Consider the following 25,772-nt stretch of genomic DNA (forward strand, 5'->3'; position numbering starts at 1 on the left):
GACCGGCCCGGGCGAGGGGTCGTGACAGACTCGACCCCAGTGACCTCCCCTTTCGCGCCGCACCGCCCGCGAACGACCCCTGAGGACTGAGACGACCTTGAGCGGATTTGTCACCAAGCCCGAGCCGGTCCAGGTGCCCGGCCTGGTCCACCTGCACACCGGCAAGGTGCGCGACCTGTACCGCACCGAGTCGGGTGACCTCGTGATGGTCGCCAGCGACCGCACGTCCGCCTACGACTGGGTGCTGCCCAACGAGATCCCGGACAAGGGCCGCATCCTCACCCAGCTCTCGCTGTGGTGGTTCGAGCGGATCGCGGACCTCGTGCCCAACCACGTGATCTCCACCGAGGTCCCGGCCGGCGCCCCGGCCGACTGGAAGGGCCGCACCCTGATCTGCCGCAGCCTGGACATGATCCCGGTCGAGTGCGTGGCCCGCGGCTACCTGGCCGGCTCCGGCCTGGAGGAGTACCGCGACTCCCGCACCGTCTGCGGCATCGCCCTGCCCGAGGGCCTGGACGACGGCTCCGAGCTGCCCGCCCCGGTCTACACCCCCGCGCTCAAGGCCGAGGTCGGCGAGCACGACGAGAACGTCCCCTACGAGGAGACCGCCCGCCGGATCGGCGCCGAGCTGGCCGCCCAGCTGCGCCAGACCACCCTGGCCGTCTACTCCCGGGCCCGGGACATCGCCCGCGACCGGGGCATCGTCCTGGCCGACACCAAGTTCGAGTTCGGCCTGCTGGACGGCGAGCTGGTGATCGGCGACGAGGTGCTGACCCCGGACTCCTCGCGGTTCTGGCCGGCCGACCAGTGGGAGCCGGGCCACCCGCAGCCCTCCTTCGACAAGCAGATCATCCGCGACTGGCTGACCTCCCCGGCCTCCGGCTGGGACCGCCGCGGCGAGCAGCCGCCGCCGGAGCTGCCCGCCGAGGTGGTCGAGAAGGTCCGCGCCAAGTACGTCGAGGCCTACGAGCGGCTGACCGGCCTCAGCTGGGCCTGAGCCGCGGGGCGGCGCGAGCGCCCGCGGGCCCGGCGGTCAGATCCAGCCGTGCTCGCGGGCGATCCGCACCGCCGCGTGCCGGTTCTCCGCGCCCAGCTTGGCGGCGGCCGCGGACAGGTAGTTGCGGACCGTGCCCTGGGAGAGCGAGGCCCGCTCGGCGATCTCGGCGATCGAGGTGCCGTCCGCGGCGAGCTCCAGCACGTCCGTCTCGCGCGGGGTCAGCGGGCTCTCCCCGGCGGCTATCGCGTCCGCCGCCAGCTCCGGGTCCACGTACCGGCCGCCGGCCCGGACGGTCCGGATGATCCCGGCGAGGTCGGCCGCCGAGACCGTCTTCGGCAGGAAGCCCCGGACGCCGACCTCCAGGGCCCGCTTCAGGTAGCCCGGGCGGCCGTGGCCGGTGACGATCATGCAGCGGCAGTCCGGCAGCAGTGCGCGCAGGCGGGTGGCCACCTCGATCCCGTCCAGGCCGGGCATCTGCAGGTCGAGCACCGCGATGTCCGGCCGGTGCGCCTGGGCCATCGCCACCGCCTCCGTGCCGGAGGCGGCCTGGGCGACCACCGCGATGTCCTCCTCCAGCGAGAGCAGCGCGGCCAGCGCGCCGCGGATCAGGTGCTCGTCGTCGGCGAGCAGGACGCGGACGGGCGCGGTCTCGGTCATCGGCGGGGCCTTCCGTGCGGTGGTTCTCAGAGCGGGACGCTGGCGAGCAGCCGGAAGCTGCCCGGCGCGGCCTGCGGGAGGGTCAGGTCGCCGTCGTGGGCGGCGAGCCGCTCGCGCAGTCCGCGCAGCCCGGTGCCGCTGCCCTGGGAGGGCAGCGGCACGGCCGGCACCCCGTCATTCTCCAGCTCCAGCACCGCCCGGTCGTCCTCCCGGCGGAGCCGGATCGAGCAGCGGCCCGCCTCGCTGTGCCGCAGGACGTTGGTGGTGGCCTCGCGGATCACCCAGCCGAGCACCGACTGGACCGGGGCGGGCAGCCGGTCGGCGTCCTCGCCGAGGTCGATCTCGCAGGCCACGTCGGCGGAGCGGAGCACCGCGCGGGCGCCGATCGCCTCCGCGTGCAGGTCCGCCGTGCGGTAGCCGCGGACCACGTCGCGGACCTCGCGCTGGGACTCCTGGGCGATCTGCTGGACCTCGGCCATCTGGTCGGCGGCCTCCGGGCGGCCGCGCCGGGACAGCTGGACGGCCAGCTCGCTCTTGAGCGCGATGGTGGTGAGGTTGCGGCCCATCACGTCGTGCAGGTCGCGGGAGAACCGCAGCCGCTCCTCGGCGACGGCCAGCCGGGCCTGGGCCTCGCGGGCCGCGTCCAGCTCCCAGACCACCGACTGCAGCCAGGCGAAGCTGCGGCAGCTGGAGCCGACGAAGAGCATCACCAGTCCGCTGCCGGTCAGGACCCCGAGGGAGGTCCCCGGGGTGGCGCCGGTCAGCAGCATCGCGGGGAGGACGGCCAGCAGGCCGGCGGCCCCGGCGAGGGCGGCCCGGCGCGGGGGCAGTCCGACCGAGAACGGGCCGAAGGCGGAGAACAGCATGGTGCTGGCGACCGGGACGGTGAAGACCGCCTCCTCCGCGGCGGAGGCCGCGCCGACCCGCGGGCCGAGCAGCAGCACCGCCCAGGAGCCGGCCACCGCGACGCCGCCGGTGAGGGCGAGCCAGCGCAGGTGGTCGGTGGGCCGCTTCAGGTAGTGGTCCAGCGAGGTGCGGTAGGCCCGCAGGGTGACCAGGGTCTGGGCGAACCCGAGCACCAGGGCGACCCGGGCGGCGGGGTGGTCGCGGTAGTCCGGGTCGGCCGAGTTGATCAGCAGCGTGACCGGCAGCGGGGCGAGCGCCATCAGGTAGAGCGACCAGCGCAGGTAGAGCTCGGAGCGCTGGGGCTTGGAGCAGCCCTTCCACGCGCGTACCGGATTCGCGACGCCCATCTGCCCTGCTCCCCGTTCGATCATGATCCTGCCGATGCCTTCCTACCAGAGGCGGAACGGGGAGCGGGCCTTCGGTTCCCGCTGCGCCGGCGGTCGGCGGCGCGGGTCGGCGGCCAGGCCGGCGGCGCGGGTCAGCGGCGCGGCTCCCAGCGGAAGTAGCGGACGGCGCCCCAGACCGCGAGGACGAGCCAGATGCCGCCGGTGACCAGGTGCGGAGCGGCGGTGGCCCAGCTGCCGGCGAAGCCGGTCGGGGCGGCGGAGCCGTCGGTGCCGAACCAGCCGACCCGGACCAGCTGGAAGGCCGGGGTGGTGGGCAGCATCCGGCAGATGTCGGCGAGCTGGGACGGCATGACCTCCAGCGGGACGAACAGGCCGGAGCCGAACTGGGTGAGCAGCAGGATCGGCATGGTGGTGATGCCGGCGCTCTCCACGGTGCGGGTGAAGGCGCTGGAGAGGGCGGCCAGTGCCATCAGCGTCGCGACGACCAGGACCAGGCCGACGGCCAGCAGGACCGGGTTGACCGGGGCGGTGAGGTCCAGGGCGGAGGCGCCGACGACACCGATCACGGTGCACATCAGCAGCGCGAGGCCGACCGAGGGGACGGCGGTGCCGGCCAGGATCTCCAGGTCCCGGGCCTCGCCGGTGCGCAGCCGCTTGAGCACCAGCTCGCCGCGGCGGGCCACGTAGGCGGCGGTGAGGTTGTAGTAGACGACGAAGGCCAGCACCATCCCGACCGCGCCGTTGACCAGCAGCGAGTCGACGTCGAGGCCGGGGTTGGTCTCGGCCTGCTGCTGGAGCACGTTCTGCAGCCCGAAGATCAGGAGCAGCGGCAGCAGGACGGCGGTGAACAGGGCGGTCCGGTTGCGCAGCAGCAGGATGCCCTCGGCCCGGCCCAGGGAGAGCAGCCGGCGGACGGAGGTGCTCTTCGGCCCGGTGGCGGTGGCGGCGGTGGCGGTGGTCATCGGGCGAGTCCGATCAGCTTGCGGCGGGCGGGGGGAGCGGCGGGGGTGTCGGCCGGGGGCTGGTGGGCGGCCTCGGAGGCGATCGCGAGGAAGGCCTCCTCCAGCGAGGCGCTGCGGGCGTCCAGGGCGTCGAGCGCGATGCCGTGGTGGGCGGCCCAGCCGAGCAGCTCGGTCAGGGTGGCCTGGAGGTGCGGCGTCTGGACGGTGACCTTGCGGCCTTCGGCGGTCAGCGCGGCGCCGGCCAGCGGCGGGATCGAGGTGCCGGTGAACTCGGGGAGCTCGAAGGAGATCCGGGACGGCCGCCCGGCGATCACCTCGGCCACCGTGCCGTCGGCGACGATCCGGCCGCCGTGCATGATCGCCAGCCGGTCGGCCAGCTCCTCGGCCTCCTCCAGGTAGTGCGTGGTGAGCAGCACCGTGGTGCCCTCGGCGCGCAGCTCGCGGACCAGCCGCCAGACCGCCGCGCGGGCCTCCGGGTCGAGGCCGGTGCTCGGCTCGTCCAGGAACAGCACCTCGGGCCGGCCGAGCAGGGCCATCGCCAGGTCGAGGCGGCGGCGCTCGCCGCCGGAGAGCTGCTTGACCCGGACGTCGCGGCGCCGGCCGAGGTCGACCAGCTCCAGGGCCTCGTCCAGCGGGCGGGCGTGGCTGGTGGCGCCGGCCCAGGCGCGGCCGGTCTCGGCGACGGTGAGGTCGCCGGGGAAGCCGCCCTCCTGGAGCATGATGCCGATCCGGGGCCGGACGGCGGCGCGCTCGCGGTACGGGTCGCGGCCGAGCACCCGGACCCGGCCCCTGGTCGGGGTGGCCAGGCCCTCGATCAGCTCCATCGTGGAGGTCTTGCCGGCCCCGTTGGTGCCCAGCAGGGCGAAGAGCTCACCGCGGCCGACGGTCAGGTCGACCCCGCGGACGGCGTGGTAGCCGCTGCTGCCGGTGCCGTAGTGGCGGTGCAGGTCGGTGACCTCGATCACATGGTCGCCGGGGCGGTGGGGCTGGCTCGTTTCCATGCCTCAAGCCTCCCGTCGGCCGGTGGCCGGGGGCAGTGCGCGCCTTCATGAGAACCCGGTGCGGATCCACGGGTCCGCACTGACAAATGTCATGGGTGCCGACCGGTGGAAAGGCCCGGGGCGGCGGAAACGCCGAAGGGCCCTCTCGATCGAGAGGGCCCTTCGTACTGGAGCGGACGACGAGATTCGAACTCGCGACCCTCACCTTGGCAAGGTGATGCTCTACCAACTGAGCCACGTCCGCAGGGTGGAACTATGTAATTGTGCTGTGCTCGCGCACTGCGAGCGGACGACGAGATTCGAACTCGCGACCCTCACCTTGGCAAGGTGATGCTCTACCAACTGAGCCACGTCCGCACGGTGCCTGGTGGGGCACCGGCCGCCTCTTCGGATCTCTCCGTTGCGGCGACGAGGATTACTCTACAGCATCCGAAGGGGTGGTCGTCCCGCCCGTCGGGCGAGGGCGGGACGACCGGTGCCCGCGGGCTTCAGTTCGCCTCGGCGAACGCCTCGTACACGTGCTTGGGGATCCGGCCGCGGGCCGGCAGCTCCATGCCGCGGGACTGGGCCCAGGCGCGCACGGCGGCCGGGTCCGGGGTGAGGGCGGTACGGCGGAAGGACTTCCCGGTACGGCTCTGGCGGCGGCCGGCGGCGACGAACGGAGCGAGGGCCTCCCGCAGCTTTTCCGCGTTGTCCACGGACAAATCGATCTCGTACGACTTCCCGTCCACGCCGAAGTGGACGGTTTCCGCGGCGGCGCCGCCGTCCAGGTCGTCGGAGAGCGTGACAACTACACGCTGAGCCATGGGTGTCAATCCTCTCGGGCAATTCGGCCGACAGGGGTGCGGGTGCGCCCCCGGGCCTGATGTGCACCTATCGCGCACGTGCATACGGGCAGGCCGGATGGCCGTGCCGGATACGCAGCACTCGCCGCGGCAGGTGGCCCTATTCTGCACCCGAAGCGGGGAGAAATCGAAGAGTCCGGCTTTCTTTTCCGGATATTCACGTGTCTTCGCCGGGGCGTCGGATACCCGGTGCACTCGGCTGGCCGATCTGTCCGGAGTGCCGGTATTCGGGTGCTCTTCGGCCGTTCCCGCGGCGGCCGCGGAATCCGGCGAAAAGGGGCGTACGGCGGGGGGTCCGGGGCGAGTGGAGGCCTTGCGGCGTAAGGGTCGTGGGTCTACGCGCGTCACTACGCCCGGCCAGCAATCCCACCCGAAACCCCCGGTAGTCTGGAGTTCCCCCGCCTCACGAAGACACCACCGGGAGTGCCAGTGGCACGCGTCGTAGTCGACGTCATGCTCAAGCCGGAGATCCTCGACCCCCAGGGACAGGCGGTGCAGCGTGCACTGCCCCGTCTCGGATTCACCGGGATCTCCGACGTCCGCCAGGGCAAGCGTTTCGAGCTGGAGCTGGAGGGCCCGGTCGACGACGCCGCGCTCGCCCGTATCCGCGAAGCCGCCGAGACCTTTCTCGCCAACACCGTGATCGAGGACTTCACGGTCCGCGTCGAGGAGGAGGGCAAGTGACCACCCGCGTCGGCGTCGTCACTTTCCCCGGCTCCCTCGACGACCGCGACGCCCAGCGCGCGGTCCGCCTCGCCGGCGCCGAGCCGGTCGCCCTCTGGCACCGTGACAAGGATCTCCACCAGGTCGACGCGGTCGTCCTGCCGGGCGGATTCAGTTACGGCGACTATCTGCGCTGCGGTGCGATCTCCCGCTTCTCGCCGGTGATGGACACCGTCATCGAGCAGGCCAGGGCGGGAATGCCGGTTCTCGGTATCTGCAACGGCTTCCAGGTGCTGTGCGAATCGCACCTGCTGCCCGGCGCGCTCACCCGCAACGACTCGCTGCACTTCATCTGCCGCGACCAGAAGCTGCGGATCGAGAACAACGGCACCGCCTGGACCCGCGATTACGCGGTCGGCCAGGAAATCGTCGTACCGCTGAAGAACGGCGAGGGCCGCTTCGTCGCCGAGGAGCGCGTCCTGGACGAGCTGGAGGCCGAGGGCCGGGTGGTCGCCCGTTACCTCGACGTCAACCCCAACGGTTCGTACCGCGACATCGCCGGCATCACCAACGCCGCCGGGAATGTCGTCGGTCTGATGCCGCACCCCGAGCACGCCGTGGAGCCGCTCACCGGTCCCACCACCGAGGGCCTGGGCTTCTTCACTTCCGTCCTGAAGCAGCTGGTGAACGCCTGATGAGCCTCGACACCGTCAAGAACGCCGAGCAGACCCCGGACGCCGCCCAGCCGTGGGCCGAACTCGGCCTCAAGCAGGACGAGTACGCGCGCATCCGGGAGATCCTCGGCCGCCGCCCGACCGGCGCGGAACTCGCGATGTACTCGGTCATGTGGTCCGAGCACTGTTCGTACAAGAGCTCCAAGGTCCACCTGAAGCAGTTCGGCGAGAAGAAGCCCGAGACGGACGCGATGCTCGTCGGCATCGGCGAGAACGCCGGTGTGGTCGACGTCGGCCAGGGCTACGCGGTCACCTTCAAGGTCGAGTCGCACAACCACCCGTCGTACATCGAGCCCTACCAGGGCGCGGCCACCGGGATCGGCGGCATCGTCCGCGACATCCTGGCGATGGGCGCCCGCCCGGTCGCCGTGATGGACCCGCTGCGGTTCGGCGCGGCCGACCACCCGGACACCCGGCGCGTGCTGCCCGGGATCGTCGCGGGCATCGGCGGCTACGGCAACTGCCTGGGCCTGCCGAACATCGGCGGCGAGGTCGTCTTCGACTCCTGCTACCAGGGCAACCCGCTGGTCAACGCGCTGTGCGTGGGTGTCATGAAGCACGAGGACATCCACCTCGCGCAGGCCTCCGGCGCCGGCAACAAGGTCATCCTGTACGGCGCCCGCACCGGCGGCGACGGCATCGGCGGCGTCTCGGTGCTCGCCTCGGAGACCTTCGACGACAGCAAGCCGGCCAAGCGCCCGGCCGTGCAGGTCGGCGACCCGTTCCAGGAGAAGCTCCTCATCGAGTGCACCCTGGAGATCTTCCGCGAGAAGCTCGTCAAGGGCATCCAGGACCTCGGCGGCGCCGGTCTGTCCTGCGCCACCTCCGAGCTGGCCTCGGCCGGCTCCGGCGGCATGCGGATCGACCTCGACACCGTGCACCTGCGCGACCACACGCTCTCGCCCGAGGAGATCCTCATGAGCGAGTCGCAGGAGCGCATGTGCGCCATCGTCGAGCCCGAGAAGGTCGCCCGCTTCCTGGAGATCTGCGAGAAGTGGGACGTCATCGCCAACGTCATCGGTGAGGTCACCGACGGCGAGCGGCTGGAGATCTTCTGGCACGGCGACCTCGTCGTGGACGTGCCGCCGCGCACCGTCGCCCACGAGGGCCCGACCTACCAGCGCCCGTTCGCCCGCCCGAGCTGGCAGGACGCGCTCCAGGCCGACGCCCCGACGGCCGAGCGGCTGGCCCGCCCGACCACCGGCGAGGGCCTCAAGGCCGACCTGCTGAAGGTCGCCTCGCACCCGAACCAGGCCTCCAAGTCCTGGATCACCGACCAGTACGACCGGTACGTGCTCGGCAACACCGTGCTCTCGCACGGCGAGGACTCGGGCATGATCCGGATCGACGACGAGACCAACCTCGGCGTCTCGGTCGCCACCGACGGCAACGGCCGCTTCACCAAGCTGGACCCGTACACCGGCGCCCAGCTGGCCCTCGCCGAGGCGTACCGCAACGTCGCGGCCGGCGGTGCCAAGCCGCTCGCCGTCTCCGACTGCCTCAACTTCGGCTCCCCCGAGGACCCGGACGTGATGTGGCAGTTCGCCGAGGCCACCCGCGGTCTGGCCGACGCCTGCCTGACCCTGGGCACCCCGGTGACCGGCGGCAACGTCTCGCTGTACAACCAGACCGGCGAGGTCGCCATCCACCCGACCCCCGTGGTCGCGGTGCTCGGCGTCATCGACGACGTCACCCGCCGCACCCCGGTGGCCTTCGCCGAGGAGGGGCAGCTGCTCTACCTGCTCGGCGACACCGAGGACGAGCTGGGCGGCTCGGCCTGGTCGCAGGCGGTCCACGACCACCTGGGCGGCCTGCCGCCCAAGGTCGACCTGGAGCGCGAGCGGCTGCTCGGCGAGATCCTGATCTCCGGTTCGCGCGACGGCATGATCGACGCCGCGCACGACCTGTCCGACGGCGGCCTGGGCCAGGCCCTGGTGGAGAGCTGCCTCAAGGGCGGCCGCGGCGCCCGGATCGTCGTGCCCGAGGGCCAGGACCCGTTCGTGTTCCTGTTCTCCGAGTCGGCCGGCCGCGCCGTGGTGGCCGTGCCGCGCAGCGAGGAGCTCCGGTTCAACGACATGTGCACCGCGCGGGGCCTGCCGGCCACCCGGATCGGTGTGGTCGACGGCGACTCCCTGGACGTCCAGGGCCTGTTCACCGTCCCGCTGGCGGAGCTGAAGGACGCCCACACCGGCGTCATCGAGGCCCTGCTCGGCTGAGCACGCCCGCGCACGGCCCCGGGGGCGGACGGTTCGAACGGAACCGTCCGCCCCCGGGCGTATGTTGGGGCGCATGCCTCCCAAGTCCCGTACCTACCAGCCCGCCAGGGTGCGCGCCTCGCTGGTCGCCCAGAGCGAGGCCCTGCGCGCGGCCGTCCACCGGCTGACCGCCGCCGACCTGGACCGGCCGACCCGGCTGGGGGAGTGGCGGGTGCGCGAACTGCTCGCGCACCTCGCCGTCCAGATCGAGTGGGTGCCCGCGCACCTCGACGACCCGCTGGAGGGCCGGCCGCCGCTGGCCCTGGCGCGCTGGGCGGCCCGGGTCGGCACGGTCGCCCCGCTGCTCGACGAGCAGGCCCGGGCGCGGACGGCGGACGGGTTCGCCGGTGACCCGGCCTCGGTGGCGGAGGCCTTCGACCGGGCCGTGGACGCACTGCTGGGCGCCCTGGAGCGGCCCGAGACGGCCGACCCGGCCCGGCGGTTCGAGATCCGGCTCGGCTCGATGACGCTCGCCGACTTCCTGGTGACCCGGCTGGTCGAGACGGTGGTGCACGCCGACGACCTGGCCGACGCGCTCGGCGCCGCGCCCTTCCCGCACGACCGGCAGGCGGTGGCCGCCGTCACCCGGCTGCTGGCCGACGCCTTCGCCGAGCGGACGCCCGGCGGCGCGGTCGAGCTGCGGGTGCCGCCGTACGCGGTGGTGCAGGCGGTCGAGGGGCCGCGGCACACCCGGGGCACCCCGCCGAACGTGGTCGAGACCGACCCGCTGACCTGGATCCGGCTGGCCACCGGCCGCACCGCCTGGGCGGACGCGGTGGAGGCCGCGGCGCTGTCGGCCAGCGGCGAGCGCAGCGACCTGCGGGCGTACCTCCCGCTGCTCGGCTGAGCGGGAGCCCGGGGCGGCGGTGTTCCGGGCCTGGGCCGAGCGCGCCTCGCCCCGTTCCGCAGCGGTCCGGTTCAGGGGACCGGCGGTCCGCTCAGATAGCCGCCGTCGGCGCCGTACGGCCAGGCGTTGGGCTTGCAGCCCTTGAGCCCGTAGATCTGCTGCATCATCGCCGGCGCGGGCTTGCCGGGGCCGGGGCAGCCCTCGTGGCCGTGGCCGATCCGGTGGCCGACCTCGTGGTTGATCACCAGTGCCCGGTACTCGTCGATCGGGCCGTCGAACCGGGGTGAGCCGGTGGTCCAGCGCTTGACGTTGACCAGCACCTGGCTGCCGACGTTGCAGTTCACCTCGCCGCGGGTGTCGAGCCCGGCGGCGCCGCAGATCCGGTCCACGGTGGCGGGGGAGGCGATCTTCACGGTGAAGTCGTAGCCGCCGGCGGCGACCAGCTGGAAGCCGTTCCTCCGGTCGTTGGTCCAGCCGCGTTTGTCGCCCAGGATGCCCTGGATCTGTGCGGCGGAGGCGGCCGGGTCGACGCCGATGCCGTCCTCGACCTCGACCCGGTAGCGGCGGATCCGGCCGTGGCCGACCGGCTCGGCGGTGCCCTGGGCGACGGTGAAGGTGCCGGTGCCCCGGGCGGGGGTGCTCTCCGGGGTGCCCGGTCCGGGCGCGGGGGACGGCGGGGTCGGAGCCGGGGGCGTGGTCCCGGACGGCGACGGCGCCGCGGGGGTGGTCGCCGGGGGTGGTGTGCCGCTCTCCGGCGCGGCGACCCGGGCCCGGGCGGTCCGGTCGGCGCCGGGCAGCGCGTCGGGGCGGTGCAGGACGAAGAGCGTGCCGCCGAGGATCGCCACCGCGGTGACCAGGGCGGCGAGCATGCCAGGCCCGAGCCGGCGGCGCGGCGGGCGTCGGCGGCGGGCGGCCGGTCCGGTGCGCGCGCGGGAACCGGCCCGGCCGGGAGCCCGGCGGCCCGCCGGGGCCGGCGCACGGCGTGCGGGGCGCGGCCCTGGACGCGCCGCGCTGCGGGGGCGGCGGGCGGGGCTGGGTTCGGGCACCTTCGGGCTCTCTGTCGACCGGGTGGGGTCGCGAGCCCTCGAACTGACGTGCGCGCCCCCTCGCGCGCCCACCCTGGCACGGTGAACCGGTGCGTGTCCACGGATCCGGTGGGCACGGAACGGGCAAAAGCCCTCCCCGCTGCCCGGACGGGCAGCGGGGAGGGCGGGTGGTCCCGGTCACCGGGGTCCGGGTGTCAGCCCAGGGTGGCGGCGGCGGTCGGCGAGCTGTCCCGCAGGAACTGCGTGCAGCGCTCCGCCTCCTCCTTCTCCTCGATCGCGGCGGCGGCCCGGCCGAGCGCGTGCAGCGCCCGCAGGAAGCCGCGGTTCGGCTCGTGCTCCCACGGCACCGGCCCGTGGCCCTTCCAGCCGCTGCGCCGCAGCGCGTCCAGCCCGCGGTGGTAGCCGGTGCGCGCGTAGGCGTAGGACTCCACGACCCGGCCGGCCGCGTAGGCGTCGTCGGCGAGCTGGGCCCAGGCCAGCGAGGAGGTCGGGAACTTCGCCGCGACCTCGGCCGGGGAGGCGCCGCCGGCCAGCAGCTCCAGCGGAGCGGGCTCGGCGGGCAGGTGCGTCGGGGGCGGCCCCCCGAGGAGGTTCTCGTGAATGGTCATGCCCCCCAGTGAACCACCGGGGGGCACGGACGCAGGACCTCGTTCGGGGCGAGGGCCCTACTTCAGGCGGTTGCCGGCCGAGCGCAGCTGCTGGGCGGCCTCGAGCACGCGGGCGGCCATGCCGGCCTCGGCCAGCTTGCCCCAGGTGCGCGGGTCGTAGGTGTTCTTCTTGCCGACCTCGCCGTCGACCTTCAGCACGCCGTCGTAGTTGGCGAACATGTGGCCGGCGACCGGGCGGGTGAAGGCGTACTGGGTGTCGGTGTCCAGGTTCATCTTCACGACGCCGTTCTCCAGCGCGGTGGCGATCTCCTCGGTGGTGGAGCCGGAGCCGCCGTGGAAGACGAAGTCGAACGGGTCGGTCTTGCCGTACTGCTTGCCGATCGCGTCCTGCAGCTCGCGCAGCAGCTCCGGCTTCAGCACGACGTTGCCCGGCTTGTAGACGCCGTGCACGTTGCCGAAGGAGGCGGCCAGCAGGTAGCGGCCCTTCTCGCCCAGGCCCAGCGCCTCGGCGGTGCGGACGGCGTCGTTGACGGTGGTGTACAGCTCGTCGTTGATCTCGTGCGTGACACCGTCCTCCTCGCCACCGGTCGGGGTGATCTCGACCTCAAGGATGATCTTGGCGGCGGCGGCCTGGGCGAGCAGCTCCTGGGCGATGGCCAGGTTGTCGCTCAGGGTCTCGGCGGAGCCGTCCCACATGTGCGACTGGAAGAGCGGGTTCCGGCCCTTGGCCACGCGCTCGGCGGAGACCGCCAGCAGCGGGCGGACGTAGCCGTCCAGCTTGTCCTTGGGGCAGTGGTCGGTGTGCAGCGCGACGGTGATGTCGTACTTGGCGGCGACGATGTGCGCGAACTCGGCGAGCGCGACGGCGCCGGTCACCATGTCCTTGTTGTGCTGGCCGCCCAGGAACTCCGCGCCGCCGGTCGAGATCTGGATGATGCCGTCACTCTCGGCCTCGGCGAAGCCGCGGAGCGCCGCGTGCAGGGTCTGCGACGAGGTCACGTTGATCGCCGGGTAGGCGAACTTGCCCGCCTTGGCCCGGTCCAGCATCTCGTTGTAGACCTCGGGAGTTGCGATGGGCATGCGAATCCGCTCCTGTCGGGTTGCGGCGTACGGACGGTGCTGTCCGACGCTGTGTACGCCTTGTGACGACTCCGGGGTACCGGGGCCGGTGCGCGGCTCTGCGGTGCGGCGGACCGGTACCAAGGTTCGAGGCAGCGGCCGCGGTGCGGCGATGAGGGTGTTCGCCACTGCGGGCCGGACGCCGGTGCCATCTTCCCAGAATGCCCGTCGGCTCCACCATGCGGCCCGCCTGTCGGGACGGCCGGCCCGCGGCGCTCCCGGCGGGCGGCGACGGGGTGCGACGAAAGGATGATGACGCGCTCGACCCCGGGGGCGAAGCCCTGGTAAAGGCGGGACCGCTATCCTGCGCCGTGTGGACTACAACCAGCTGGCCGTCAATCTGCTCGACGCCAAATCACTGATCTCGTCCCTCGGTGCCATCGGGCTGATCGCGATCATCTTCGCGGAGACCGGCCTCCTGGTCGGGTTCTTCTTCCCGGGTGACTCGCTGCTCATCATCGCGGGTGTGGCCTCCTCCAGTGCCGCCTCGTCGGTGCTCGGCGACGGCGCGCGGCTGCCGCTCGCGACCCTGCTGATCGGGGCCCCGATCGCGGCGATCGCCGGCGCCCAGCTCGGGCACCAGATCGGGGTGAAGGTCGGACCGAAGATGTTCGACAAGCCCGAATCCAAGATCTTCAAGCGCGAGTACGTGCTGAAGGCCGAGGAGTACTTCAACCGCTTCGGCCCCGGCAAGGCCGTCGTGCTCGCCCGCTTCATGCCGATCGTCCGGACCTTCCTGAACCCGGTCGCGGGCACCCTGGAGATGCCGGCCAAGACCTTCTTCCTCTGGAACGTGGTCGGCGGCGTCCTGTGGACCGAGTCGATGCTGCTGATCGGCTACTTCTTCGGCGACGCGCTCGCCCCGGTGATCGACAAGTACCTGATCCCGGCGGTGCTGCTGATCGTGCTGCTCTCGATCTCGCCGATGATCGTCGAGGTGCTGCGCGAGCGCAAGAAGAGGAAGGCCGGCGGCGCGCAGTCCGCCGAGACCGGCGAGGCCGTCCAGGCGGGCGGCGGCCGCCACCGGCGCGACTGAGCGCCTCCCCGCAGCCGCGGAACGGCCGGGGCCGGTGTGTTTCACGTGAAACACACCGGCCCCGGCCGTTCGCTTGTGCGGAACTCGTACGAAGCTCGTACGGAGCTCGTACGGAGGAGGAGGGGCGGGCTCAGAGGCCCAGGTCCTCCAGGGTGTACGCGGTGACGTACGGCAGGCCCTCGGCCTCGACCGCGGCGGCGCCGCCGCGCTCGACGATCACCGCGACGCCGACCACCTCGGCGCCCGCCTCGCGGAGTGCCTCGACGGCGGTCAGCACCGAGCCGCCGGTGGTGGAGGTGTCCTCGACGGCCAGCACCCGGCGGCCCTTGACCTCCGGGCCCTCGATCCGGCGCTGCAGGCCGTGCGCCTTGCCGGCCTTGCGGACCACGAAGGCGTCCAGCTCACGGCCGCGCGCGGCGGCGGCGTGCAGCATCGAGGCGGCGACCGGGTCGGCGCCCAGGGTCAGCCCGCCGACGGCGTCGTACTCCAGGTGGGCGGTGGCGTCCAGCATCACCCGGCCGACCAGCGGAGCGGCCTGGCCGTCCAGCGTGATCCGGCGCAGGTCGACGTAGTAGTCGGCCTCCTTGCCGGAGGAGAGGGTGACCTTGCCGTGGACGACGGCCTTGTCCTTGATCTGTGCCAGCAGGGCGTCGCGGTCGTTGCTCATGAGCGTCCAGTCTAGGCCCTGCACGGGCCGCTAGCGTCGCCGCAGCGCCCTGACCAGCACCACCGCGCCGCCCAGCAGGGCCACCCCGCCGCCGGCGATCACCCACGGCACCGCGCTGCGGCCGCCGGTGCCCGGCACCACGATGCCGCCGGCGTCCCCGCCCCAGCGGGTGGCCGCCCGGGCCCGGGCGCTGCGGGCCGGCAGGGCGGGCGCGTACGGGCCGCGCGGCGGGGCGTGGTCGACCTCCTCGGCGGAGCGGCCGACGATGCTGCGGCGCACCGGGCCGCCGAGCACCGGCTCCTGCTCGTAGCCGAACGGCAGCTCGGCGGGGAGCTCGGCGGACACCTCCTCCTCGGCCGCGGCAGCGGGCTCCCCGGCCGCGGCGGCCGGCTCCTCGACGTCGTCGTCGTCCGCGTCGGCGTTCCCGAGCGGGAGGCCGAAGCGCTCGGCGTCGGCGTCGGAGAAGGCGATGAGGTCGGAGAGGTCGTCGTCGAGGTCGTCGCCGGGCTCGTCCTCGCGGTCCTCCTGGCGGCTCTCCAGGAACACCACGGTGGCCTCCTCGGCGCCGGCCTCCTCGGCCGCGCCGTCCTGGCCGCCCTCGGCGTCGGCGCCGTTCTCGCTGCCGCTCCCGTCCCCGCTGTCGCTGTCGCTGTCGCTGTCGGCGTCGAGCTCGGCCCCGGCCGCGTCCTCCGGGGAGGTCAGGGCGGTGGCGAAACGGTCCAGCAGCCGGCGGCCGGCCGCGGCGAGCGTCTCGTCGTCGAACTCGGTGAGCCGCCCGGTGGCGCTCAGGTCACCGGTGAAGCGGACCACGGCGGTCCCCTCCTCGGCGCCCTCGGCGACGCTGATCCGGACGGTCGCGGTGGCCTCGCCGCTGCCGCGCGCCTCCTGCCCCTCGGCGAACGCGGTCAGCACGCCCTCGCGGCCCTCGATCAGCGAGAGCACGCCCTTGTACGTGATAGTGGAGGTGCCGATCCGCAGCTTCAACCGGCCGCCGATCTCCTCCGCCCCGCCACTGCCGACGGCGGCGGGTTCGGTGCTCAGCCCCGGCACGGACCGCGCCAGCAGCGCGGGATCCTGCAGGGCCTGCCGGACCTGCCCGGCCGGCATCGGGACGACAACCTCATGCTCCATGCCACGGAGCCTACCGACCGAACCCCCTCCCGGCCCCGCCCTGTCCCCTACCTGCCGCCGCGCTCCACCGCTCACGCGCCCCCCACGACCGCCCCGACGGCGTTCCGCCCGGGTGCTCCCGCAGGGATCCCCGGGGGCAGGACCCGTCGGCCTGCGGCCGTTGCGGTCGGCGTTCCCGGCGGGCGCCCACCGCGGGCACCGCCCGCCGTTGCGCCCGTGCCCCTCCATGGGCCGTGCCGGGTCCCAGGGGGCGGGACCGGGCGGCCTGGCGGCCGCTGCGGACCACCGCCTCAGGTAGCGCCCGGCGCCCTTCCGGCGGTCGTCCGCCCGTGCGGCCCCGGATCCCCGGGGGCGGGGCCCGTCGGCCTCGCGGTCGTCGCGGCTCCCTGCCTTCGCGGTTGCCCGGCGGCCCTCGGCGGGTACCGCCCGGCGGCGTTGTACCCGGCGCCCTCCCGGTGGCCGCCCGCCCTCGCGGCCTCCGATTGCCGGGGGCGGGCCCTGATCCCCGGCGGCCGGCCCCGCCGCTCCTCCCTCCCCCCTCAGTGCGGTCCGAGGAGGGTCAGCGCGGCGGGCGGGTGGAGGGGGCGGAGGGCGGTGAGGCGGGCGGCGGAGGCGCGCAGGGCGTCCGGGGTGAGGGCGCGGGGCGGCGGGGCGTCCGGGGCGAGGGTGAGCGGCGGCTGGGCGGCCGCGGCGAGCAGGAAGCTCTGGCTGCCCTCCGGCCCCGGGCGGCAGCTGGCCGTCGCACTGCCCGCGACCGCGTACGGAACGGTCCGCAGCCCGGCGGCCCGCAGTCCCGACTCCGCCTGCCACAGGCCCTTCCGCCCGTGCTGCTCGTCGCCGCCGCGGACGGCGAGCCGCCCGCCGGGGGCGAGCAGCCGGGTGGTGAGGCCGTAGAACTCCTGGGAGTGGAACGTCACCGGCCCGCCGTCGGCGGGCGCGGGCAGGTCGGCGAGGACGACGTCGAAGGACTCCCCGGGGCCGGGGCGGACGGTGCGCAGCCACTCCAGCGGGTCGGCCTGGGCGGTGCGCACCCGGGGGTCGTCCAGCGAGCGGCCGGAGAGCGCGGCGAGGCCGGGGTCGGTGCGGGCGAGCCGGGGGAGCGCCGGGTCGCGGTCGACCACCAGGACGGAGCGCACGCCGCGGTGCCGCAGCACCTCCCGCAGGGCCAGCCCGTCCCCGCCGCCGAGCAGCAGCACCCGGGCGTCCGGTCCGGCGGCCATCGCCGGGTGGACCAGGCCCTCGTTGCCCCGGTACTCGTCGGGCCCGCAGACCGCGAGCCGACCGTCGAGGTAGAGCCGCAGCGGTCCCTCGGCGGGTCCGGTGAGGACGATCTCCTGGTCCCGGTTCTGGCTGACGGAGCGGACCTGCCCGCCGTACAGGGCCTGCCGGGCGGCGCGTTCGATCGCGCCGGACCAGGCGGCGGCCGCGGCGAGCAGGGCCAGGACGAGCCCGCAGCCGCCCCAGAGCAGCAGCCGCACCCGGGGCGCCGGCTCCTCGCGGAAGAGCCAGAGCACCACGGCGCCCCCGGCGACGGCGTTGACCGCGCCGGTGACCAGCGCACCGTCGCCGGGGCCGAGCAGGGGCAGGATGAGGAACGGGAAGGCGAGCCCGCCGATCAGCGCGCCGACGTAGTCGGCGGCGAACAGGTCGGCGGCGGCGTGTCCGGCGTCCTCGCGGCGGATCCGCTGGATGAGGGTCATCAGCAGCGGGATCTCGGCCCCGATGAGGACGCCGATGAGGCAGGTCAGTCCGACCACCACGGCCTGGTGGTGGCCGATCCAGGCCCAGCAGGAGTAGACCGCCAGGACGGACAGGCCGCCGGTGAGCGCCAGGGCGCACTCGACCAGGGCGAAGGCGGTGGCCGGCCGTCGGGTGAACCGCTTGGCGAGCAGCGAGCCGAGGCCCATCGCGAACACCATGACGGAGAGCACGACCGAGGTTTGGGTGACCGAGTCCCCGAGCAGATAGTCGCCGAGGGCCACGAGTTCCAGCTCGTAGACGAGCCCGCAGGCCGCGCAGACGAACGCGGCCAGCAGGACGGTCAGCCGGGCGAGTTCGGGTCGGGCGCGGAGCCGGGAGCGGCGGCGGGCCGGCAGCGGGGTCAGGCTCCGCCCGGGCCGGGGAGGGCTGCCGTCGTCGAGGTCGAGGCTCGGCTGTGCGGGCGGCGGACCGGCCGGATGATTGATCACGAACAAACGCTAGGCGACGTGCGGGACGGACGGCTGCGCCCATTCGAAGGACAGCGCGATATGGCAGGTTGACGAATCGTTCCTGCGTGCGAATCAAAGCCGATGTGCTGATCTATGAGCGGCTCGTCGGTCGTGGTCATCGGGGCACCACCAGCGAGGACCGGGTGCAGACCAGCTGTCCCTCCTGTGGATAGGCGTGCCAGGTCCGCCAGAGCAACCGGTCCGCCCCGCCCTGGGCGACCAGCGCGGTGAAGGCGCTGGGGTCGCCGGGGAAGACGCCGGCCAGACCGCGCGGATGCCCGTCGACCAGGGCCAGCAACTCCTGTGCGCGGGCGGCGAAGTCGTGCGGCGGCAGCGCCTCGATCCGGGCGGCGAACTCGTACTCCCAGCCGTCCACCTGTTTGGCCACCCGGGCGGGCAGCGGCGTACGGCGGCCGGGCAGGCAGGCGACGGTCTCCAGGCAGCGGCCCGGCCCGGCGGCGATCGCCACCTGGTGGGAGGCGCCCAGCAGGCGCAGCTGGAGGGTTCCGGACGGGCCGGGGTGGCCGGGGCCGTCGAGTCTCAGGTCGCGGACCGCGAGGGCGGGCAGCGGTTCGCCGCCCAGGCACCAGGCCAGGTCACCCGCGCGGGTGTCCGTGTAGGAGGTCTGCAAAGTGGTGAGCATGCTCGGCTCCGCGTTTCAGCTCCGTGCGCGCCCTCCGAGCAGCAGCGAGTAGGCCCAGGCAAAGGCGAGGCTGTTCGTGGCTGTGCGGTCCAGGGCGCGGCCGACCGTGGAAGGAAGGATTCCGGCTGGAGATTCAGCAGCAGAGAAGCACGAATACGCCGGGTCCGTCGGTGATTTACCCAACTTTGTCAAGCATTCACCGTTTCGAGCACATCCGCTTCCCTGCTCTGATCGACCCGGTGTGCGACTATGCACAGCGCGCGCCCCTCGCCCCGGCCCACGCGCCGTCTGCGCCGTCCACGCGCTGCCCGCACGTCCTGTGCGCCCCACTCCCCTCGCGCCGGGCGCACTGCCCGCCCGGGTCTTGCCGGGCGGGTGGAGCGAATTGCCCGGCAGGCAGCAAACTCGCTGACTGCTGGGTCAATTGACGATTCGTCAGAACGTGCGAGAGGTCGGTGCTACGGGTGCGTGGCGGCGCCCGCGCACACCGGCCGAGCCGTTCCCCGGCTCCCCGGTGCCCTCAGAGCCGGGACAGCCGCTCGACGGCCTCCTCCAGGACGGAGGTCTGCTTGCAGAAGGTGAACCGCACCAGCGGGCGGCCGGCGTCGACGTCGTCGTAGAAGACGGCGTTGGGGATGGCGACGACGCCGCAGCGCGCCGGGAGGGTGCGGCAGAAGGCGATGCCGTCCTTCTCGCCCAGGGGGGTGATGTCGGTGGTGATGAAGTAGGTGCCCTCGGGGAGGAAGACCCGGAAGCCGGCGGCGCTGAGGCCGTCGGCGAGCAGGTCGCGCTTGTGCAGCAGGTCGGCGCGGAGGCCGTCGAAGTAGTCGTCGGGCAGTCGCAGCGCCTCGGCGACGGCGTACTGGAAGGGGCCGGCGCTGACGTAGGTGAGGTACTGCTTGGCGGTGCGGACGGCGGCGACCAGCTCGGGGGTGCCGGTGACCCAGCCGACCTTCCAGCCGGTGAAGGAGAAGGTCTTGCCGGCCGAGGAGATGGAGACGGTGCGCTCGCGCATGCCGGGGAGGGCGGCGAGGGGGTGGTGGGCGCCGGTGAAGACGAGGTGCTCGTAGACCTCGTCGGTGACCACCAACAGGTCGTGCTCGACCGCGAGTTCGGCGATGGCGGTGAGCTCGTCGGGGGTGAGGACGAGGCCGGTCGGGTTGTGCGGGGAGTTGAGCAGCAGCAGCCGGGTGCGGGGCGTGACCAGGGCGCGCAGCTCGTCGAGGTCGGGGCGGAAGGCGGGGGCGCGGAGGGTCAGCGGGACGCGCACGGCGCCGGCCATGGCGATGCAGGCGGCGTAGGAGTCGTAGAAGGGTTCGAAGGCGATCACCTCGTCGCCGGGCTCCAGCAGCGCGAGCAGGGCGGCGGCGATGGCCTCGGTGGCGCCGGCGGTGACCAGGACCTCGGTGTCGGGGTCGTACTCCAGCCCGTGGAAGCGCTGCTGGTGCGCCGCGACGGCGGTGCGCAGCTCGGGGACGCCGGGGCCCGGCGGGTACTGGTTGCCGCGCCCTTCGCGCAGGGCCCGGACGGCCGCCTCGCGGACCTCCTCGGGGCCGTCGGTGTCCGGGAACCCCTGGCCGAGGTTGATCGAGCCGGTGGCCGTGGCCAGGGCGGACATCTCCGCGAAGATCGTCGTTCCCATGCCCGCCAGCCGGCGGTTCAACAGTGGCCTCGCACCCATCACGGCTCCTCACAGATCGCGGTCGGGCCCATCCTCCGTCGGCCGCGGGCCGCGGACAAGCTCCCGGCCCACCGCGCGGTCCCCGGGGCCCCGGCGAGGCGGTCCGGCCGGCGGTCCGGTCCTGGACCCGGTCATGGACCCGGTCCGTGGTCCGGTCCGCGATCCGGCTGAAATACGGCCCCTATGGCGGAGTGCGGCGGATCGCGGCTTGCGGGAACCGATCACGGGCTCTTGCCTGACATCAAGTCACTCAGAATGCCCGTTGGCGGGCGTTGTTCCGGGAGTTGTCATGCGTTTACGAATCGTCTCCGTCGCTGCCGCGGCGGCCGCCCTCGCCCTGGTCCAGCCGGGTACCGCCTTCGCGGCGTTCGACCCCAGCACCACGCTCACCTTCGTCGTCACCTCCGGCGCGCTGACGATGACGGTGCCGGTCAGCGCCGCCCTCGGCTCGGGCTCGCCCGGGACCCAGATCAGCGCGCCGATCGGCCCGGTGAACGTCGTCGACCTGCGCGCCCTCCTCTCGGCCTCCTGGACGGTGACCGCGTCGTCGACGGACTTCACCAACGGTCCGTCGACGATTCCGGCGACCAGCGCGACCTACACGGCCGGGACGGTGACGACGACCGGAGTCATCACCGTCACCCCGACGAACGTGACGCTGAACAACTCCCCGCAGACGGTGGTCACCGGGACCGGCGGGGTCGGGGACAACACCGCGACCTGGAACCCGACGGTCGCCGTCTCCCTGCCCGCCAGCGCCGTCGGCGGGATCTACACCGGAACGCTGACCCACTCCGTTGCGTGACCGGATGAGGGGTGCGCGCCGCTGCTGGGCCCTGCTGGCGGCGCTGGCCGTCGTCCAGGCGGTCGGGGTGCTCCCGGCAGCGGCGGACGGGATGCCCTCCGCGCCGCCGACGACCGCGACGACCGCGACACCCCGGCCGACCGGGAAGCCCGCGACGCCCTCCGCACGGCCGGGCCCCGCGGAGCGGAGCATCGGCATCAAGCTGCTCGACGCTCCGGAGAGCCGCCGCGACGACCCCCGGGCCCAGGCGTACATCGTCGACCACGTCGCACCGGGCGCGACCGTCGAGCGGAGGGTGGAGGTCTCCAACGAGTCGTCCGCGCCGATGCACGTCAGCGTCTACGCGGGAGCGGCCGGCATCGAGAAGGGCCAGTTCACCTTCGCGCCGGAGCGCACCCCCAACGAGCTGACCGGCTGGACGTCGCTCGACACGACGGACCTCGAACTGGCGCCCTCGGCCACGGCACGGGTGCGCACCACCATCCGGATCCCCAGGGAGGCCGCCGCGGGGGAGCGCTACGGCGTCATCTGGGCCCAGACGGCCGCTCCCGCGGACCGCGCGCAGAACCTGACGATCCTGGGCCGGGTCGGGGTCCGGATGTACGTCGACGTCGGCCCCGGCGGTGAGCCGCCCGCGGACTTCGCGATCGAGCGGCTCTATCCGAACAGGGCCCGCGACGGGCGGGGCGAGGTCCGCGCCCGGGTCCGCAACACGGGGGGCCGTGCCCTGGACATCGGCGGGACGCTCTCCCTCCTCGACGGACCGGGCGGACTGCGCGCCGGGCCCTTCCCGGTGCGGACGGGCACCACACTGGCTCCGGGCGACGCCGGGGAGGCGGTCGTCCCGCTGGACGCGGGGCTGCCGGACGGCCCGTGGACGGTGGAGCTCACGCTCCGGAGCGGCCTGGCCGAGCACACCACGCGCGCCACCGTCACCTTCCCGAGGGATCCCGGCGGCGCCGGAGCGGTCGAGGCGTCGGCCGCCGGGCCGGGGAGCCTCCCGCCCCCCGCGACCGCCGGGCTCGCCGCCCTCCTGCTCGCCGCCCTGGGCCTCCTGCTCCACCGGCGCCGCCGGCGCCGCCGCTGACCGCTCCGGCCGCACACCCCCGGCGTCCCGGCCGGGGACGCCGACGGCCCGCCACCGGGGTTCCGGTGACGGGCCGTGCGGCGGAGGAGTCCCCCCGGAGGTCAGCTCTCGTTGGTGCCGTCCGACGGCTTGCCCTCGCCGTCCTCGCCCTCGATGTCGTCCTGCAGGCCGAGGCGCTCGACGATCCACTGCTCGAAGCCCACGGCGGCCTGGGTCCAGTTGGCGGTGGTGGTGACGAAGTAGTCCAGGTTGACGCCGGTGCCGACGATCATCTGGGCCTCGCCGATCAGGCGGACCACGCCGTCCTCGTGGGTGTGGGTGTAGACCTTGGGCCAGAGGGTCTCACGGTTCCACTCGTCGATCAGGTCGAGGATCTCGCCCTTCTTCTCCAGCGGGTACGGGCGGTCGTAGAACGCCCGGACCGCGAAGAGCTCCTTCTGCTCGCCGCGGAACATGTAGTAGACGCGGAAGCCCTCCCAGGGGGCGGTGAGGTCGCCCTCCTCGTCGACTCCGTGCTTGAGCTGCATCTGGTCGAGGAGCTGGCCCACCAGGTTCTGGTCCGGGACGATGATCGGCGGCGGGCCGGCCGGACGCCCACCCTGGCCCCCGGGCTGACCGCCCTGGGGCATGCCGAACGACGGGATGGACGACGGGTCGATGCTCATGGGGTCCTCTTCCTCAGTGCACGTGGTGGTCGGCAATGAGAGGCCGCCCTTCCGAGTCCATCCTGCCTCATCCGGGGCTCACCTCACAGGGGTGGCAGCCACCGGGAGGGGCATGGCCGGATCACGGCCCGCCCCCGGTCGATCCCGGGAACGGACCATGATCGTCAGGGCGTCACGGGCGGCTACTTCTCCAGCGGCCCGCGGGCACGGACGGTGAGCCGGTCGCCGTCCTCGTCCCGGTCGACCAGCACCGTGTCGCCGTCGTGCACCTGGCCCGCCAGGATCGCCCTGGCCAGCTGGTCGCCGATCGCGGACTGCACCAGCCGGCGCAGCGGACGGGCGCCGTAGGCCGGGTCGTAGCCGGTGAGCGCCAGCCAGTCCCGGGCGGCCGCGGAGACCTCCAGGGTGAGCCGGCGGTCGCGCAGCCGGTCGCCCAGGCGGGCCACCTGGAGGTCGACGATCCGGGTCAGCTCGGCGGTGCCCAGCGGGTCGAAGACGACGATGTCGTCGAGCCGGTTGAGGAACTCGGGCTTGAAGGCGGCCCGCACCGACTCCAGCACGAGGTCCTTCTTCCGCTCCTCCGGGGTCGCCGGGTCCACCAGGAACTGACTTCCCAGGTTGGAGGTGAGGATCAGGATCGCGTTGCGGAAGTCCACGGTGCGGCCCTGGCCGTCGGTGAGCCGGCCGTCGTCGAGCACCTGCAGCAGCACGTCGAAGACCTCGGGGTGGGCCTTCTCCACCTCGTCCAGCAGCACCACGCTGTACGGGCGGCGGCGGACCGCCTCGGTGAGCTGGCCGCCCTCCTCGTAGCCGACGTACCCGGGCGGGGCGCCGACCAGACGGGAGACCGAGTGCTTCTCGCCGTACTCGCTCATGTCGATGCGGACCATCGCCCGCTCGTCGTCGAAGAGGAAGTCGGCCAGGGCCTTGGCGAGTTCGGTCTTGCCGACGCCGGTCGGGCCGAGGAAGAGGAACGAGCCGGTCGGGCGGTCCGGGTCGGCGATGCCCGAGCGGGTGCGCCGCACGGCGTCCGAGACGGCCTGCACGGCCTCCGCCTGGCCGATCAGGCGGCGGCCCAACTCCTCCTCCATGCGCAGGAGTTTGGCGCTCTCGCCCTCCATCAGCCGGCCGGCCGGGATGCCCGTCCAGGAGGCCACCACATCGGCCACGTCGTCCGGGCCGACCTCCTCCTTGACCATCGAGGCGGAGGAGTCCTCGCCGGCGGCGCGCTCCTGGGCGTCGGCGAGCTCCTTCTCGGCGGCCGGGATCTCGGCGTACATCAGCTTGGACGCGCGCTCGAAGTCGCCGTCCCGCTGGGCGCGTTCGAGCGCGCCGTGCAGGTCGTCCAGCCGCTCCTTGAGCTCGCCGACCCGGTTCAGGCTCTTCTTCTCCTGCTCCCAGCGGGCCGTGAGCACGCTCAGTTGCTCGTTCTTGTCCGCGAGATCGCGGCGCAGCCTGGCCAGCCGGTCGACAGAGGCCGGGTCCGACTCCTTCTCCAGGGCCAGCTCCTCCATCCGCAGCCGGTCGACGGCGCGCTGGAGTTCGTCGATCTCGACCGGGGAGGAGTCGATCTCCATCCGCAGCCGGGAGGCCGCCTCGTCGACCAGGTCGATGGCCTTGTCGGGCAGGAAGCGGGAGGTGATGTACCGGTTCGAGAGGGTGGCCGCGGCGACCAGCGCGGCGTCCGCGATCTGCACCTTGTGGTGCGCCTCGTACCGGCCCTTGAGACCGCGCAGGATGGCGATGGAGTCCTCGACGCTGGGCTCGCCGACCAGCACCTGCTGGAAGCGGCGCTCCAGGGCCGGGTCCTTCTCGATCCGCTCGCGGTACTCGTCCAGGGTGGTGGCGCCGACCATCCGCAGCTCGCCGCGGGCCAGCATCGGCTTGAGCATGTTGCCGGCGTCCATCGCGGAGTCGCCGCCGGCGCCCGCGCCGACCATGGTGTGCAGCTCGTCGATGAAGGTGACGACCTGGCCGTCGCTCTGCTTGATGTCGTTGAGGACGGCCTTCAGCCGCTCCTCGAACTCGCCGCGGTACTTGGCGCCGGCCACCATCGCGCCGAGGTCCAGGGAGACCAGGCGCTTGCCGCGCAGCGACTCCGGCACGTCCCCGGCCACGATCCGCTGGGCCAGGCCCTCGACGACGGCGGTCTTGCCGACGCCGGGCTCGCCGATCAGCACCGGGTTGTTCTTGGTCCGGCGGGAGAGCACCTGGACCACCCGGCGGATCTCCTGGTCCCGGCCGATCACCGGGTCGAGCTTGCCGTCCCGGGCGGCCTGGGTGAGGTCGGTGCCGTACTTCTCCAGCGCCTTGTAGGTGCCCTCCGGGTCCGGCGAGGTGACCCGCGCGCTGCCCCGGACGTCCTTGAACGCGGCGAGCAGCGCCTTCGGGGTGGCGCCCTGCTGCACCAGCAGCTCGGCGACCGCCCCGCCCTCGGCGGCCAGGCCGACCAGCAGGTGCTCGGTGGAGACGTACTGGTCGTCGAGGTCGTCGGCGCGCTTGCCGGCCTCGGTCAGCACGGCCATGGTGTCGCGGGCCAGCTGCGGCGCGGCGACGGTGGAGCCCGAGGCGCTGGGCAGCGCGGTGAGCTGGCGGCGGCCCTCGGTCCCGATCCGGGACACGTCCGCGCCGACCGCCTCCAGCAGCGGCCTGGCGATGCCCTCGGGCTGTTCCAGCAGGGCGATCAGGATGTGCACCGGCTTGACGTCCGGGTTGCCGACGGCGCCGGCCTGCCGGATCGCGGCGGACAGGGCGTCCTGCGTCTTGGTGGTGAACTTGCTGGCGTCCACTGCTGGGGGGTCCTCCCTCGTCGTGCGTGATGTCTGCTGAGTACAGCATGCACTAAGTTGAGTCTATTCCG

The 25,772-nt window shown here is 73.5% G+C and carries 23 protein-coding genes and 2 tRNA genes; 8 read left to right on the forward strand and 17 right to left on the reverse strand.

What is annotated here, in order from left to right; translation table 11 throughout:
• The first annotated feature begins 97 nt into the window (after window positions 1-97).
• Window positions 98-997, forward strand: coding sequence for a phosphoribosylaminoimidazolesuccinocarboxamide synthase (locus tag ACFVFS_RS20420; protein WP_380626006.1), 900 nt, complete (start codon window positions 98-100; stop codon window positions 995-997).
• 36 nt (window positions 998-1,033) lie between these two features.
• Here ACFVFS_RS20420 and ACFVFS_RS20425 read toward each other — a convergent pair whose 3' ends face one another.
• The 7 genes from ACFVFS_RS20425 to ACFVFS_RS20455 form a co-directional block, all read right to left on the reverse strand.
• A complete protein-coding gene (locus ACFVFS_RS20425) occupies window positions 1,034-1,654 on the reverse strand; it encodes a response regulator (RefSeq protein WP_380626007.1) in 621 nt (206 codons plus the stop codon).
• A gap of 26 nt (window positions 1,655-1,680) precedes the next feature.
• Window positions 1,681-2,907, reverse strand: coding sequence for a sensor histidine kinase (locus ACFVFS_RS20430; protein ID WP_380626008.1), 1,227 nt, complete (start codon window positions 2,905-2,907; stop codon window positions 1,681-1,683).
• A gap of 131 nt (window positions 2,908-3,038) precedes the next feature.
• Entirely contained in the window at window positions 3,039-3,869 is an 831-nt protein-coding gene (locus ACFVFS_RS20435; RefSeq protein WP_380626009.1) for an ABC transporter permease, read from the reverse strand.
• On the reverse strand, window positions 3,866-4,870 hold the full coding sequence (locus tag ACFVFS_RS20440) for an ABC transporter ATP-binding protein (RefSeq protein ID WP_380626010.1): 1,005 nt from the start codon (window positions 4,868-4,870) through the stop codon (window positions 3,866-3,868). The genes ACFVFS_RS20435 and ACFVFS_RS20440 overlap by 4 nt, the downstream gene beginning before the upstream one ends.
• A 168-nt stretch (window positions 4,871-5,038) precedes the next feature.
• Window positions 5,039-5,114, reverse strand: a tRNA-Gly gene (locus ACFVFS_RS20445).
• A gap of 40 nt (window positions 5,115-5,154) precedes the next feature.
• Window positions 5,155-5,227: transfer RNA gene (locus ACFVFS_RS20450), tRNA-Gly, on the reverse strand.
• Window positions 5,228-5,358: 131 nt separating this feature from the next.
• The gene (locus ACFVFS_RS20455; protein ID WP_030304494.1) at window positions 5,359-5,676 is read right to left on the reverse strand and encodes an Lsr2 family protein; all 318 of its coding nucleotides are present in this window, start codon (window positions 5,674-5,676) and stop codon (window positions 5,359-5,361) included.
• A gap of 468 nt (window positions 5,677-6,144) precedes the next feature.
• Between ACFVFS_RS20455 and purS the strand changes: the two genes are divergently transcribed.
• The 4 genes from purS to ACFVFS_RS20475 all read left to right on the forward strand — a co-directional run bounded on the left by purS (window position 6,145) and on the right by ACFVFS_RS20475 (window position 10,214).
• Window positions 6,145-6,399 carry a phosphoribosylformylglycinamidine synthase subunit PurS gene (purS, locus tag ACFVFS_RS20460; protein WP_376086746.1) on the forward strand — a complete coding sequence of 85 codons (255 nt, stop codon included), beginning with the start codon at window positions 6,145-6,147 and terminating at the stop codon, window positions 6,397-6,399.
• Window positions 6,396-7,073, forward strand: coding sequence for a phosphoribosylformylglycinamidine synthase subunit PurQ (purQ, locus tag ACFVFS_RS20465; RefSeq protein ID WP_376086747.1), 678 nt, complete (start codon window positions 6,396-6,398; stop codon window positions 7,071-7,073). The genes purS and purQ overlap by 4 nt, the downstream gene beginning before the upstream one ends.
• Window positions 7,073-9,328: a phosphoribosylformylglycinamidine synthase subunit PurL gene (purL, locus tag ACFVFS_RS20470; RefSeq protein ID WP_380626011.1), complete on the forward strand. Its 2,256-nt coding sequence runs from the start codon at window positions 7,073-7,075 to the stop codon at window positions 9,326-9,328. The genes purQ and purL overlap by 1 nt, the downstream gene beginning before the upstream one ends.
• A 73-nt stretch (window positions 9,329-9,401) precedes the next feature.
• Window positions 9,402-10,214, forward strand: a complete 813-nt coding sequence (locus tag ACFVFS_RS20475) for a sterol carrier family protein (protein WP_380626012.1) — start codon at window positions 9,402-9,404, stop codon at window positions 10,212-10,214.
• Window positions 10,215-10,285: 71 nt separating this feature from the next.
• Here the strand turns inward: ACFVFS_RS20475 and ACFVFS_RS20480 are convergent, their stop codons facing one another.
• The 3 genes from ACFVFS_RS20480 to fbaA form a co-directional block, all read right to left on the reverse strand.
• Window positions 10,286-11,083: a DUF3152 domain-containing protein gene (locus tag ACFVFS_RS20480; RefSeq protein WP_380626013.1), complete on the reverse strand. Its 798-nt coding sequence runs from the start codon at window positions 11,081-11,083 to the stop codon at window positions 10,286-10,288.
• Between the two features lie 371 nt (window positions 11,084-11,454).
• Window positions 11,455-11,868, reverse strand: a complete 414-nt coding sequence (locus tag ACFVFS_RS20485; protein WP_376086751.1) for a DUF3151 domain-containing protein — start codon at window positions 11,866-11,868, stop codon at window positions 11,455-11,457.
• Window positions 11,869-11,925: 57 nt separating this feature from the next.
• Window positions 11,926-12,948, reverse strand: coding sequence for a class II fructose-bisphosphate aldolase (gene fbaA, locus ACFVFS_RS20490; RefSeq protein ID WP_380626014.1), 1,023 nt, complete (start codon window positions 12,946-12,948; stop codon window positions 11,926-11,928).
• A 352-nt stretch (window positions 12,949-13,300) separates the two neighbouring features.
• Between fbaA and ACFVFS_RS20495 the strand changes: the two genes are divergently transcribed.
• Complete coding sequence (locus ACFVFS_RS20495) at window positions 13,301-14,023, forward strand: DedA family protein (protein ID WP_380626015.1); 723 nt, start codon at window positions 13,301-13,303, stop codon at window positions 14,021-14,023.
• Between the two features lie 130 nt (window positions 14,024-14,153).
• Here the strand turns inward: ACFVFS_RS20495 and pyrE are convergent, their stop codons facing one another.
• The 5 genes from pyrE to ACFVFS_RS20520 form a co-directional block, all read right to left on the reverse strand.
• On the reverse strand, window positions 14,154-14,690 hold the full coding sequence (gene pyrE / locus ACFVFS_RS20500; RefSeq protein ID WP_380277520.1) for an orotate phosphoribosyltransferase: 537 nt from the start codon (window positions 14,688-14,690) through the stop codon (window positions 14,154-14,156).
• A 30-nt stretch (window positions 14,691-14,720) separates the two neighbouring features.
• Window positions 14,721-15,821 (reverse strand): hypothetical protein, encoded by a 1,101-nt coding sequence (locus ACFVFS_RS20505; protein ID WP_380626016.1) that lies wholly within the window; start codon window positions 15,819-15,821, stop codon window positions 14,721-14,723.
• 539 nt (window positions 15,822-16,360) lie between these two features.
• Window positions 16,361-18,010, reverse strand: coding sequence for a polyamine aminopropyltransferase (locus ACFVFS_RS20510; RefSeq protein ID WP_380626017.1), 1,650 nt, complete (start codon window positions 18,008-18,010; stop codon window positions 16,361-16,363).
• Between the two features lie 136 nt (window positions 18,011-18,146).
• Entirely contained in the window at window positions 18,147-18,674 is a 528-nt protein-coding gene (locus ACFVFS_RS20515) for a DUF2617 family protein (RefSeq protein ID WP_380626018.1), read from the reverse strand.
• Between the two features lie 520 nt (window positions 18,675-19,194).
• A complete protein-coding gene (locus ACFVFS_RS20520) occupies window positions 19,195-20,355 on the reverse strand; it encodes a pyridoxal phosphate-dependent aminotransferase (RefSeq protein WP_380626019.1) in 1,161 nt (386 codons plus the stop codon).
• Between the two features lie 289 nt (window positions 20,356-20,644).
• On the opposite strand from ACFVFS_RS20520, the gene ACFVFS_RS20525 reads away from it, so the two are divergent.
• Window positions 20,645-21,160, forward strand: coding sequence for a hypothetical protein (locus ACFVFS_RS20525; protein WP_380626020.1), 516 nt, complete (start codon window positions 20,645-20,647; stop codon window positions 21,158-21,160).
• Between the two features lie 4 nt (window positions 21,161-21,164).
• A complete protein-coding gene (locus ACFVFS_RS20530; RefSeq protein ID WP_380626021.1) occupies window positions 21,165-22,247 on the forward strand; it encodes a peptidase in 1,083 nt (360 codons plus the stop codon).
• 101 nt (window positions 22,248-22,348) lie between these two features.
• On the opposite strand, the gene ACFVFS_RS20535 is transcribed toward ACFVFS_RS20530, so the two are convergent.
• Together ACFVFS_RS20535 and clpB are read right to left on the reverse strand one after the other, a co-directional pair.
• Window positions 22,349-22,912: a YbjN domain-containing protein gene (locus ACFVFS_RS20535; protein ID WP_380626022.1), complete on the reverse strand. Its 564-nt coding sequence runs from the start codon at window positions 22,910-22,912 to the stop codon at window positions 22,349-22,351.
• 182 nt (window positions 22,913-23,094) lie between these two features.
• On the reverse strand, window positions 23,095-25,701 hold the full coding sequence (gene clpB, locus ACFVFS_RS20540) for an ATP-dependent chaperone ClpB (protein ID WP_380626023.1): 2,607 nt from the start codon (window positions 25,699-25,701) through the stop codon (window positions 23,095-23,097).
• Window positions 25,702-25,772 lie beyond the last annotated feature (71 nt).

Origin of the sequence: Kitasatospora sp. NPDC057692 (assembly GCF_042799475.1) — a bacterium.
In the GTDB taxonomy this organism is placed as follows: domain Bacteria; phylum Actinomycetota; class Actinomycetes; order Streptomycetales; family Streptomycetaceae; genus Kitasatospora.